General features: G+C 42.2%; 10 protein-coding genes. 7 read left to right on the top strand and 3 right to left on the bottom strand.

Annotated features, from left to right (window positions below; genetic code table 11):
* Positions 1–136: 136 nt before the first annotated feature.
* Positions 137–535: a hypothetical protein gene (locus E0D70_RS13680; RefSeq protein WP_133012853.1), complete on the top strand. Its 399-nt coding sequence runs from the start codon at positions 137–139 to the stop codon at positions 533–535.
* Positions 536–652: 117 nt separating this feature from the next.
* On the opposite strand, the gene E0D70_RS13675 is transcribed toward E0D70_RS13680, so the two are convergent.
* On the bottom strand, positions 653–3,052 hold the full coding sequence (locus E0D70_RS13675; protein WP_133012852.1) for a bifunctional acetate--CoA ligase family protein/GNAT family N-acetyltransferase: 2,400 nt from the start codon (positions 3,050–3,052) through the stop codon (positions 653–655).
* A 174-nt stretch (positions 3,053–3,226) separates the two neighbouring features.
* On the opposite strand from E0D70_RS13675, the gene E0D70_RS13670 reads away from it, so the two are divergent.
* The 6 genes from E0D70_RS13670 to E0D70_RS13645 all read left to right on the top strand — a co-directional run bounded on the left by E0D70_RS13670 (position 3,227) and on the right by E0D70_RS13645 (position 11,484).
* Positions 3,227–4,150 (top strand): histone deacetylase family protein, encoded by a 924-nt coding sequence (locus E0D70_RS13670; RefSeq protein ID WP_133012851.1) that lies wholly within the window; start codon positions 3,227–3,229, stop codon positions 4,148–4,150.
* Between the two features lie 263 nt (positions 4,151–4,413).
* Complete coding sequence (locus E0D70_RS13665; protein ID WP_133012850.1) at positions 4,414–5,577, top strand: cache domain-containing protein; 1,164 nt, start codon at positions 4,414–4,416, stop codon at positions 5,575–5,577.
* A 77-nt stretch (positions 5,578–5,654) separates the two neighbouring features.
* The gene (gene epmA, locus E0D70_RS13660) at positions 5,655–6,632 is read left to right on the top strand and encodes an EF-P lysine aminoacylase EpmA (RefSeq protein ID WP_133012849.1); all 978 of its coding nucleotides are present in this window, start codon (positions 5,655–5,657) and stop codon (positions 6,630–6,632) included.
* Positions 6,633–6,895: 263 nt separating this feature from the next.
* Positions 6,896–9,187, top strand: a complete 2,292-nt coding sequence (locus E0D70_RS13655) for an ATP-binding protein (protein ID WP_133012848.1) — start codon at positions 6,896–6,898, stop codon at positions 9,185–9,187.
* Positions 9,187–10,545 (top strand): sigma-54-dependent transcriptional regulator, encoded by a 1,359-nt coding sequence (locus E0D70_RS13650; protein WP_133012847.1) that lies wholly within the window; start codon positions 9,187–9,189, stop codon positions 10,543–10,545. Before E0D70_RS13655 ends, E0D70_RS13650 begins: the two co-directional genes overlap by 1 nt.
* Positions 10,546–10,698: 153 nt before the next feature.
* Positions 10,699–11,484, top strand: coding sequence for a GGDEF domain-containing protein (locus E0D70_RS13645; protein WP_133012846.1), 786 nt, complete (start codon positions 10,699–10,701; stop codon positions 11,482–11,484).
* A 216-nt stretch (positions 11,485–11,700) separates the two neighbouring features.
* Here the strand turns inward: E0D70_RS13645 and E0D70_RS13640 are convergent, their stop codons facing one another.
* Both E0D70_RS13640 and folE2 read right to left on the bottom strand, forming a co-directional pair.
* Positions 11,701–12,261, bottom strand: a complete 561-nt coding sequence (locus tag E0D70_RS13640) for a gamma carbonic anhydrase family protein (RefSeq protein WP_133012845.1) — start codon at positions 12,259–12,261, stop codon at positions 11,701–11,703.
* Positions 12,262–12,320: 59 nt separating this feature from the next.
* Positions 12,321–13,226, bottom strand: coding sequence for a GTP cyclohydrolase FolE2 (folE2, locus tag E0D70_RS13635; protein ID WP_133012844.1), 906 nt, complete (start codon positions 13,224–13,226; stop codon positions 12,321–12,323).
* Positions 13,227–13,279: the final 53 nt, after the last annotated feature.

The raw sequence follows: 13,279 nt of genomic DNA, 5'->3' as shown, positions 1-13,279 counted from the left end.
GCATTGTTAATTATTATGCTCATTTGTATTGAAATCGTAAGAAAATGTCATAAAATATGCTTATGATTAATAAGTATACAGATGTTTACCCTCTGCATCTGATTTTTCTAAAGAGGGCATTTTCTTGGAGATCACTATGAGACGATATTTAGTAGCAATGAGTGTCGCTTTCTGCGCATTATTAACCAGTCTTAATGCACTGGCTAGTAATCCAGGGCAAAGTGCGGCGAGCTGCTTGGATGCTTCTACCAATTCAAAAAGTTCGCACAATCTTATCTTTAAAAATCGGTGTGGTTATCAAATCTTTGTGGTTTGGTGTGGAGATCTGAAGTACAGCAAAAAAGAATGTGGTGATGGCCCTAAAAACACCTATTACACACAGTCTGCCAATATCAAAGGATATGGTGAAAAAGGAGTAACGTTAGAAAGAGGTGGCTCCTATGAATACGCGTCTTGTAAAGGGAAAATTGGTTTTGGCTCAAAAGGAATAGTGCACTCTGCAAATGATAATGGTCGCTACCGTTGTACTCGCTAATGTCAGATTTATAGTGTCCGTATCGGGCCCTAAAAAGGCATTAGTTCAAACAAACTAAAAAGCTCGATTTTGCCTGAATTTAGGCGTGTCGAGCTTTTTTATGTCTTGTGTTTCTTGTTATTTTTTTGAATACAGTGCGGTGACAAAACCATCTGTTAATTTGAGTGTTGCGATGACTTGGCCAATGTCATCTGGGTCTCTTGTGATAGTGAAGCCTAGGTGTTTACAGAAAGTAATCATGCGTTTATTTTCGGCCAGTACAATACCTTTCATAACACGAATGCCTTTATCAGCAGCGGCTAAAAAAAGCTGTTTCATTAGATAAGAAGCTAACCCTTGTCCTTGAAAAGTATCGTCTAATACGACGGCAAATTCGCAGCTTTGATCATCAAAATTATCAATGTACCGAGATGTGCCTATTAAGTGTTCTTTGCCATCAATCTCTTGTACCGCCATGAACGCCATTTCGCGATCGTAATCAATATGTGACATGGTCGAGAGCATGCGAGGGGTCAGTTCTTCAATGTTTGAAATAAAGCGTAAATAACGCGTTTCTTTTGACATACCACGGACAAAGTCCGCAATCATTGAAGAGTCTTCAGGACGCACTGGGCGAACGGTAATGCTACTGCCATCTCGAAGCGTCAGAGTGCTTACCCATTGACGAGGATAAGGTTGGATCGCTAAATGTTCGTAGCGTCGTACATTTGGGCAAGGAGCAAGAGTTGCAGATACTTCACCGGTCAAACAGTCGTATTTGTCGATGTAGAGTTTACTTAGTTGCAGCGTTTGGCATTCGGGTAACTCACAGGCCAAGCTTGAGATATTCAATAGTAAGGCTTCTATTTGTGGGTAATTCCCACGTGGTAATAATTGAGAAATAAGATCCCGTGCCAGTAACGTATTCAGCGGTGGTAAGCCGACAACTTCACTTTTTTGCGCAGAGCCCTGATCTGAGCCGCCTAATGCCAAACCAATCGCAGTACCAAAGACAGGATCGCGAAAGATACGCACATGCAATGCGGCGTTAATGACGCTTTGAGATCGGTGGAAGTTCGCTAGGCTTAGATGAAATAAAGCCAGAATAGGAGCGAAATCGACAGCATTAAGTTGCTTCTTGTCTTGTCGTAAAAAGGCTTGAAGCTGCATTCTTGCCTGTTCTACATTCACTTGTTCGCTGGCGGCGTTACTGTCAGGCGACTGTTTTGCAAGTCGCTGATTTCTTTGGAATTGTTCTAAGAATTGAAACCCTTCAATGGCGGTTTCTGGGGTGCGAAAAGTAGGGATGCCTGCTTCATTAATACGCGTTCGCATCGTGACAATATCACCACCGCCAAGCAAACACACCATGATGAGCTTTTTCTGTTTGCGGTGTAGCTCAATAACTTGTTCATAAAACGACGATAGGTCAATTAACGCCGTAGGGCTTAACATGAGTAACACTGCGCCACAGGACTTATTGCTTAGTGCCGTTTGTGCAAGGTCCACGAACACATCGCTGGCGCAACTTGCCCACACGGTACTGACAGGACCAATGTGTCCACGGTGATCGACAATTTCTTCCAGTTGTTTACGTAAAGTTTCTTCAGGCTCCAGCAGCGACAAATTAAGCTCTGCGGCACGTTGTGCGGCTAATTCTCCTGGCCCAGCGCCATTGCCAATGATCATCAAGGCGCCTTCTTTAATGCGTCGGGCATTGGTCATTACAGAAGCGGCACCGATTAAATCGTTTAAGCGACGACCACGCACAGCACCAGTTCGGCTTAACGCCGCATCAAGGACTCGAGGATCAGCACCAAGGTTGTGTTCAGTGACTACTGCGACAGGTTTACTGCGACTGGCAGCGCGCAAGCTGCTAAGGAATCGGGTAGGTTGCCCAACGCTTTGTAAATACATCAAGATGGCTTGGCTTTCAAAATCATTGGATAGAAAGTCGAGTATTTGCGATGGCATCACATCCACTGGCGATCCCATAGCAATGACTTGTGAAAAGCCGATACCTTGCCAGCTTGCCCAATCGACGAGTGCGCTGGCGACTGTGCCAGATTGAGACATTAATGCCAGTCTACCTGGGAGTGGGTGAGTGAGCCCAAGCCAAGCTGAAAACCTTTGTTTGGGTCGACAAATACCAAAACTGTTGGGACCAATAAGGCGAACATTATGTTGTCTTAAGTGTTGCTGAATATCGTTTGACGCCTCGCCGCTCCAAGACAGCATCAGCAAAGAATGAATACCCGCTTGTCCACAGGCTGCGATGATTTCACCCATGGGCTGTGTTGTTTTACCTGCAAGAATCGCTAAATCATAGCTTTTATCGAGTTCACTGAGTGTTGATAATTGCGTGATCGAAGTGGTGCTGTCTTTCCATTTTGGGGTGACGCCGACTAAAGTGAGGTGATCTTTGAGCTTGCTTAATGAATGCAATAGCGCCATAAGAATGGAGTCATCTGGGTCTTGACCGGTAAGGACGACCACAGAAGAAGGGGCTAAAAGGGGTTGCAAAGCATGTTGAGACACAGAGAATCTCCTTTAAAAGACACGCCCAATTTGGGCAAGTAGATCACACCAGTAGACCATAGTAGGATAGCGTATTTTACATTGAGTATGTTTTGATTTAGCTCAGCGTAAAGTCAATATGTTTAGGCTATAAGTTAATACGTTAAGCTAAAAATAATAACGGACGGAATCAAGATGACAACAGCGTACATTACTCACTATCATTGTGACAAACACAATATGGGCGAGGATCATCCAGAATCACCAAAGCGTTTAGGTGTGATTCATGATCGTTTGATTGCTGGTCAATTGCTCGATTATCTTCGTCATATAGAGGCTGTTCCAGCGACCCTAGAGCAGTTATCCGCTGCTCATGATGCAGATTATGTAAGGTCAATTTTCGCTAAAAATCCAGCACAAGGACATGTCGAAATTGAACCAGAAACGTTACTAATGCCTCACACCTTAGAAGCGGCAACTCATGCCGCTGGTGCCGTAATTCAAGGGGTTGATTTGGTGATGAATGGCAAAATGGACAACGCCTTTTGTGCCGTCAGGCCGCCGGGTCACCATGCTGAAATTGATCGAGCAATGGGCTTTTGCTTTTTCAATAATATTGCCGTGGGTGCTAAGCATGCGTTACAACATTATGGCTTGAAGCGTGTCGCTATTGTCGATTTTGATGTACATCACGGTAATGGAACAGAAGACATTTTTAAATCAGATACCTCCGTGCTTTACGCGTCTAGTTATCAGCATCCCTTTTATCCTTATGCCGATCCTGGTGCCTCTCATGACAATATTCTTCATATGCCGCTTGATGCTGGTACGGGCAGTGATGTTTTTCGTTCTGTCATAAGCGATACGCTTTTACCTCGATTAGAATTGTTTCAACCTCAGATAATTATGATTTCGGCTGGATTTGACGCGCATAAGTCTGACCCTATGGGGCAGCTTCGTTTAGAAGACAGTGATTTTCAGTGGATAACAGAACAACTTATTGATGTCGCGGATAGGCACTGCCAAGGGCGCATTGTGTCAGTGTTAGAAGGGGGCTATCACTTGGATGCGTTAGGGCGATGTGCGTTCAGCCATATTCGAAGTTTGATGAAAATGTAATACCGTTACGAGATTTTACCTTTTATTACGTCATTTTGGATAAGAAATACCATTAAATAACAAAAAAGTAGAAGCTATCTCCCCGCGCATCAGAAGGGCTATGTTAAAATAGGAATGAAACGTTTTTAATGACGCTTCCATTATTTAAAAACTGTTTTTATGGGCTAGGATTACCCATCGAAATCAGTTTTTCCTATTGAGTAGGGCAAACTATGAGCCAGGTGTTTTTGGACCTCAGAGTTTGCTGAACTGGTATATTTTTGATGCGTTATTCTAAATTTAAAAAGCACATGCTAACGCTTTCTCTTGTTAGTTTTATCAGCATGCTTATCTTGCTGCTGGTTATTGTTTGGCATCTTTATAGTTCAATACTCAAAGAACGAAAAATTCTAATTCACTCCCAAGTGGATACCGTCATGAGTCTAATGCAAGAAATGTATCAAGACTCCCTCGACGGTACGCTCACCAAAGAAGAAGCCCAGCATCAGTTTTTAGCGTATGTAGAGAAGCTTAAGTATTCAGGTCATGGTTATTTTTGGGTGCTTAACACCGAAGGGGTGATGATAATGCACCCCTATAACAAGAGTGGTATAGGTAAGTCCTTAATCAATGTTAAAGACAAAGATGGTAAGTTCTATGTACGGTCAATTATATCGACTATCCAACAGAACGAGAACGGCTTTGTGTCTTATTATTGGCCAAACCCTAATTACGAGGTGTTAGCCCAAAAACTCAGTTATGTTGCGTTGTTCAAACCATGGGGATGGATTGTGGGCACTGGGCTGTATGTGAGTGATTTGAATCGTGAGATTTTGAGTCAAATATATATTGGCTTGCTCGTCATCATCGGTTTGTTTTCATTAAGTGTTTTTGTCAGTTTACGTCTATCCCGACGGTATATGACAGACCTAAGAAATGTGGCTATTTTCGATCGATTGACGCGTCTTTATCGACGCAGTTATTTGGATGAAATGGGCCCTCGGATGCTAAAAGAAAAACATACAAAACCGCTCTCTGTCATATTTTTTGATATCGATTTATTCAAAAAAGTAAACGACCAATACGGCCATGATTATGGCGATATTGTATTGTCCGCAATCAGCAGCATTATCCAAAAAGAGCTGCTGCCCCACAAAGACGTGTTTCGTTATGGGGGAGAAGAAATAATAGCCTTGCTGTATGCCTCTGAAGAAGAGAGTCGAGTGTTTGCAGAGAAAGTAAGGCGTGCTACTGCTGAGCATGTTTTTCATTACTCCGACACAGAGCACTTTAATATTACGATAAGTTCAGGCGTTGCTGTACAGAACGCGCAAGACTCCTTTTCTGACCTCATCAGAAGAGCCGACCGGTGTATGTATTTTGCTAAAGCAAGAGGGCGAGATAAGGTCGTGACTGAATCCGAAGTACGCGAAATAGCAGAAGCCTAAAAGCGCTATTTTTAGTATTTCCCCCGCTATGAAGAAGTGATTTTGTTATGATGTGTTTTATTTAACAGAGCCTTTTTATGTACGATGCATCCTTGTGGCAACCCAGTGCGGATATGGCGACCTTGCAAAAGCGCGCCCAGTTATTTTCCACTATTCGCGATTTTTTTAGCGCCAGAAATGTGATGGAGGTGGATACCCCCTGTTTGTCATTAGCCAGCATCACAGATCCTCATATCGAAGTCTTGACCAGTCATACTCATTCACTTGGTAAAGCGCTGACTTATTACCTGCAAACCTCTCCAGAATACGCGATGAAACGCTTGCTGTGCGCGGGCTCTGGCTCGATTTATCAATTAGGTAAGGTGTTTCGAGCGGAAGAAATTGGCCGTCGCCACAGTATCGAATTTACTATGCTGGAATGGTATCGAGTGGGTTTTGATCATTGGCAATTAATGGACGAAGTCGAGCAGCTGTTGGCGAGTGTCTTACAGCTTGATAATTTGCAATGTGAGCGCTTGAGTTACCAAGAAGCTTTTCTTCGTCATCTCGAATTAGACCCGTTCACCTCGTCGCTTAGCCAGTTGCAAGAATGTGCTCATAAACACACGGAATACGGACGCCAAGAAGAAGACAGAGATACGTTACTAGAGCTGATTTTTTCTACTGTGGTTGAGCCCGCGATTGGTCAACAGTCTCCTTGTTTTATCCACGACTACCCGACGACACAAGCCGCCTTGGCAAAGATTTATCAAGATGAAAAAGGCCAGTCTGTCGCAGCGCGATTTGAATTGTATTGGCAAGGTATGGAGTTAGCCAATGGCTACCATGAGCTAACCGATGCACAAGAACAGCAACAACGTTTTGATGAAGATAAGCACGCTAGGCAAGATCTTGGCTTGGTAGATCGTCAGTTCGATGAACGCCTGATCAGTGCTCTTCATGCGGGTTTACCAGAGTGTGCTGGCGTTGCCCTAGGCATTGATCGGTTGCTGATGTTGCTGTGTGAACAGAAGCATATAGACGCCGTGATTTCTTTTGCCCACCAAAGAGCTTAATTGCTCTTTCTGAGTCGGACTTTTATCCACTGAACCGCTTTAATGTGTTTTATTCAGTACAAATCCTGTAGATAATTCACGTTAATATCCACATAGCATTCTGAACGCCTTGTCTGTGGATAAATATACTAGGTCTTTTTGCGTCGCTCCATTTAACTAATGATTATACAGTTAGCGTATGATTAGATATTTAGGTGCTGCAACTGTCACTTGCCTGTATTAAGAAAAACACAACTATACACTCACGCTTTTTGGATTTTCATTTGAACGGAAAAATCAATATTAATATTCTTTTGCCAATTTTAAATATCATTCGTAAAAGATTGATTTTGTTTTTCTTTTTTATTTTTTTGCTTGCTCTGTTAGCAATTTGGAAAGGAGGAGATGCACTTCGTGCTCAGCAAGTTAAAAATTTGCGTATGAGCACACATGAACAATTAGATCAGTTAGCGAATGTGCTTGAAGGTGCCATTGCTAAGTATCAAAACATGCCAACTTTATTAGCGTCTAATGATCGGGTGAAAAAAGCCTTACGCAATAGCACTCCAGAAGATATAAAACAGTTAGATCGTGAATTAGAACAAATTAACCGAATTACAGAAGCATCAGACAGCTACATTATTAATGCCGATGGTTTAACCATAGCGGCGTCAAATTACCAAAAGAACACCAGTTTCGTGGGTAATAACTTTTCTTTTAGACCTTATTTTCAGGATGCGATGCAGGGCAAAGCGGGTCGTTATTATGCTTTAGGGACGACGTCTAAACGTCGAGGTTACTATTTTTCATACCCTGTCTACGATGGCAAAAAAATTATTGGCGTAACCGTTGTTAAAGTTGATTTAACGCAGTTCGAAAAACGCTTTAATAATCAAAGTTATGAATTTTTGCTAATTGATCCAGATGGCATCGTATTTAGTAGCTCGCGTTCTGATTGGTTGTATCACCTATTAGGTGAGCTTTCACATCAAGAACTACAACGTATTGCACAAAGTCAGCGTTATAACGGCAAAGAAATACAAAAGCTGGCCATTGTTTATAGTAAGCCATTGGATGAAAAAACGCGCATTGTTGATATATTAGATAATGTCATTAGGCCCAATCATAAAACGTTGCTATATCGCCATACTTACTTACAAGTAACGCGACCGATTCAGTTACTCAACTTTCAAGTTTCTATTTTAGCCCCACTAAAAACCATTAATGAAGAGATCGCCTTATGGCGAGCAATTTTTGCGGGTGGCGTCACCATTACCGTCTTGCTGTTTGGTTTGGCTATGTTGCGTACTCGCATGTTGCGCGAACGTTTCGATGCGAATGAGATGACGCGTCATAATCAAGCGTACATTCGAGAAGTAATCCAAAATACGCAAGCAGGTTTGGTGACCTTGGATGCCGCTCATCGAATAGAATCATTTAACCCTGCGATTGAAAATTTGATGGGGCAGCCATTATCACCTTTAGTTGGAGAGCCGTTAAGCGTGCTTTTCAAACCACTTGATGAAGCCGTAGAAGAGACACAACAAGGGCAAGTGGTTTCTCTTGATACCGATGGGCTTGGCGCTAAGGTGATCACTATGGAAGGGGCGTTATGCTACTCACAGAGCCAGCCTATTGCAGTCGAAATGACCTTGTCTGAAATGCAATTGCCTAATCGTCGCAGCTATTTAGTAACGTTTCACGATATGACAGAACGTAAGCGTTATGAGCAAGAAATTACACAGGCACGTAATGCATTGGAAGAGCGTGTTCGTGAAAGAACATTTGAGTTAGAAAATGCCAATACTTTATTACGCCAAGAAATAGAAGAGCACAAAGGCACGCAACGAGAGCTTATTCAGACGGCTAAACTTGCTGTGTTAGGACAGCTTAGTGCTGGGATTAATCATGAACTTAATCAACCGCTTACCGCTATTAGAGCCTTTGCTGATAATGGTCTAAAATTTTTAGATCGAGAAAATTACCAGCAAGCCTATGCAAACTTACAGCATATTAGTCAGCTTGGTCATCACATGGGAGACATTATTGCTCGCTTTAAAGTGTTTGCTCGTAAGGGCGATGTTCAGCCCGCACCCATTGCCGTTTTTACCGCGATTAAAGGCGCGTTACACATCATGGAAACGCGCTATAAAGAAGTGGGAATTGAACTCTTGTTAACAGACGGCGATGAAGGGCTGATTGTTAATGGTGACATGGTGTTTTTAGAGCAGGTATTAGTCAACTTGTTAGCCAATGCAGCAGACGCTATTTTAGAAAATGATCCAGCCATTAAGCGTGTGATTATTCAGCAAATGGCGAGTGAGAAAGAGGTCTCTATTTATATTAAAGATTCAGGCGATGGCTTGAGTGAAGACGCGATTAAGCATTTGTTTGAGCCTTTTTTCACTTCTAAACCCTCCGGGGCTGGATTGGGGTTAGGTTTATCCATTAGCCAGCGCATCGTTGAGGCAATGGGTGGCCAAATACTCGCTAAAAACCAAGCTGAAGGTGGAGCAGAATTTTGTGTTACGCTACCGCGCTATCAAGCATCTTTGAATCGTAAAGGGGAGTCCTAATGTCAGACAGCAATCAGATTATTTTGATTGATGATGAGCAAGCCGTTCGCATGGCTATTTCTCAAACACTGCAATTAGAAGACTTCGATGTCATTGAATGCGCCAGCGCGAAGGGAGTCGTTGAGCGCTTATCCATTGACTGGTCTGGCGTTATCATTAGCGATATCAACTTGCCGGGAAAAAGCGGCTTAGAGCTGTTTGAAGAAGTAAAAAAAATTGATGCAGAAATTCCTTTTATTTTGATCACCGGCCATGGCGATATCAGCATGGCAGTGAATGCAATTCGAGATGGCGCCTATGACTTTATTGCTAAACCATTTTCCAATGAAGATTTTTTAGAGGTAGTTCGTCGCGCGAGTGAAAAACGACAGTTAACGTTAGAGAATCGTAACTTACGCTTAGAGCTTGCTGCCCAAAATGCGCCCGGCCCTCGAATTATTGGTAACACACCAGGTATACATAGATTGAGGCAAGCCTTATTGCGTGTGGCGGATACTGGCGCAGATATTCTTGTTCAAGGAGAAACTGGTACTGGTAAAGAGTTAGTCGCGCGTTTTGTTCATGAGCATAGCTCACGTCGCAATCATACTTTTGTGGCTATTAACTGTGGTGCTGTACCTGATTCTATTATGGAGTCAGAACTATTTGGCCATGAAAAAGGTGCTTTTACCGATGCGAAGAATCGACGTATTGGTAAATTAGAACATGCGAATGGTGGTACCTTATTTCTGGACGAAATTGAAAGTATGCCGATGTCTATGCAAATTCGTTTATTGCGAGTTTTAGAAGAGCGTCGTGTAGAGCGACTCGGTTCTAATGTGAGCATTGATCTTGATTTACGAATACTGGCCGCCACTAAGGTTGATCTTAAGCAACTTAGTGAGAGCGGTGCTTTTCGAGAAGATCTTTATTATCGGTTGAATGTCGTGCGCGTAGATATTCCGCCATTGCGTGATCGTAAGGATGATATTTCTTTGCTATGGCAGCACTTTTGTTTGGTTGCAACAGCACAATATAAACGTGAATCAGAACTTTTATCTGCGGCTCGCATGCATAGCTTACTGAGCTACGATTGGCCGGGTAATGTTAGAGAATTACGTAATCTTGCCGAACGCTATGTATTAATGGGAGAGGCTGGGTCATTTGAGTTTGATGATATTATCACGAATGAAAATAATCCTGGCGTGATGACGTTACCAGAGCAGATGGAGCGCTTTGAAAAAACGTTATTAGAGCAAGAGTTACTACGCCAAAAAGGGTCAATAAAAGGAACAATGGATGCGTTAGGCCTGCCACGAAAAACACTCTATGACAAAATGCGAAAATATGGATTAGATAAAGATATCTTCAAACAATAAGCGCTAGATCAAACTTTCTTATAGTATTCATAAAGGTTATCTATTGTTCTTGATAGCAACACTTGATACTGTTTAATGCATTAGTAGATGATAGGTTATAGGAAATGGATGTTAGCTTTTTAATAGCGATTGTTTGTCTCTTCTGGAGGTCAAATGACTGCATTAACTAGAATGGCCCTTCGTAAATTAGGCCGATTTGGTTTAGTTGCGCTACTGACTGTTTTATCCGCTTTACTTGCCTATGTGCTTAATTACATCATAGTGGAATCACTCGATTTTGTTTATGTTCTAGAACAAGACATTATCGTTATCACAATTATTACCTTTTTAGTGACGCCTTTACTCTCTTGGTATTTAGTTGGACTTTTCTTTCAAATAGATCGATTAGAAGTGAAAATGGCGAAGTTAGCGTCCATTGATAGCTTAACCAGCGCATACAACCGTGGGTATTTTTATAAAGAAAGTGAGTTAGCACTATCAACATTATCTACTGATCAGAAACAGCTAAAACCGGTTGTTTTGGTATTAGATCTCGATGATCTGAAGATGGTAAACGATCAATTCGGCCATGCTGGTGGCGATAAGGTACTTGTTGAATTCTCTTCAATATTACTCGATGTTATTAATCCGTTAGGTATTGTTGGCCGTTTAGGTGGTGATGAATTTGGTGTCTTTTTTAAGCAAATTAACTCAATTGAGCTGCAGAAAACGATAGACACGATATTGGAACGAGTGCGTTCTAGTATGGTAGAAATTGAGGGACAACATTACTCATTCACCGTCAGTATTGGTGTATCTTTTATTGAACAATATGATACTCATGGGCTTGAAACGGCGTTAAAAACGGCTGATGCTGCCTTGTATAATGTTAAAAGATCAGATCGAAATGGCTATTCAATGCATGATAACCACGCAATAAAAGTGTGTTCGAATGGTTAATATTCATTAGCGTTATAAAACCTATTATTTATCTTCCCCATCCTTACATGAATAATTTCTTGCCCTTATTTGTCGTAATGACAGGTCTTATCTTTTCTTGTCGCCAGCGTTAGTAACATATAGGCTCAAGTGATAAACACATCATATTGAAAAGTGCCCAGCTAATAGTTAGCAAAGGCACCCTTGTATCTGATGCGTTATATTCTACGTGGCTGACTAAAATTCGTTCTGAATACGTTTATAACCGCTGACAAATTCGTTATTAGTACGCGCTACATCTTCAGAAAATTCGCTGGCATCCGCAGACACCTGTGGCATCGAATCGATATCGGTATCAGCACCAATACGTTCAGTAGAGCGAACATAAAAGCCTGCTGGTAAATGGCAACCGTCTACCACAGCGTTGTACCGTACAACACAGCCATCGTCTACTTGGCAGTTGAATAGCACGCTATTAAAACCAATAAACACACCATTTCCTATGGTACAAGGACCATGAATAATTGCACGATGGGCAATAGAAGTGCGTTGTCCAATGACGACTTTTTCACCTGATTTGGAATGAATCACCACGCCATCTTGAATATTAGAATGCGCGCCAATAAGGATAGGATCAATGTGCCCATTTATGTCCATTTCATCAGCACGAATGACTGCATAAGGGCCAATAAAGACATTTTCTTCGACGATGACCAAACCACATAAAATAGCGGTAGGATCAACAAATGCGCTGGGGTGAACCTGTGGTAGATCACCACGTGGATTTCTACGGATCATAATAAATAACCTTTTTTTCAGATGTAAACTGCTTAAATAATGACAGACAATGTGACCGCTTACGCACTTACTGGATGCGACCACGCCACCGCATCATGAGGATGTAAGCTTTCTAAGTGCCGAACATGAACGCTAGGGTTGATAAAAGTGCCATGAAGTTGTGCTTGAATACGACGTGCTGCGTCTTCAACAAACATTAAGTTTTGACCGTTAAGAGCTGCAAAGGCTTGTTCATCGGCTCTTTTTACTGCGGTTTGCAATGGTGTTTGCAATGCTTGCTCTACATTATTAATCAACGCGAGAAGAGATAAATTAGCCGCATCGTGTGTTATTTCGACGGAGACTTTCGCCTCACTACGCTGGCTATGTGGGGTGGCCAATGTGGCATTTTTTCGCAACCATTGCGCCACGCTTTGTCGGGACATTGGAGCATTTTCCGGAAAGCTTTCTAAGAAACCTTGTTCTACTAATTGCCGTGTAAGAGCGGCAGAGCAAGGACACGTTGAGGAGTATTCTACGGTGGCTGTGGTACGGATGTGAAAGCCTTGATTGGTGATGTGAGCGTCAATACAGATGGGATACGATCTCCAACCACCCATTTTTTCGGTGAGCAAAGCAGGCCGTTTGACCAGTAAATTAAAGGCAAGGTGTAATCGAGCGCTGTCTGTATGGCAGTCTTGGTGTGTGTCTATCATACTTTTTAGTGTGGCTTCGATACGATCTGGAGAGAGAGCGTGGTCTTCTGTTAGCTCCCCTAATAAGGTATACAGCCGAGACATATGTATGCCTTTTATATGCGCAGATGGCAGGTTTACCTGTATATTTGCTTTAGCATGAAGTTCTTTTTTATACTGACCTTCAGATATCACGATGGGTAAATCGATTCCTTGCATCCCAACCCATTCTAAAGGGAACTGATGAATAGCAAGGTCACTGATAGAAACGTCCGGTAGTACTTCATCCATTGTATTGAGTCCTTATCTGTTACTTTTGAAGAAATGGGGGCTTTTCAAGAGCG

Origin of the sequence: Marinomonas flavescens (assembly GCF_004352835.1) — a bacterium.
GTDB lineage: Bacteria > Pseudomonadota > Gammaproteobacteria > Pseudomonadales > Marinomonadaceae > Marinomonas > Marinomonas flavescens.
The sequence above is the reverse complement of the archived record's forward strand: the minus strand, read 5'-3'. Positions and strand labels throughout refer to the sequence as shown.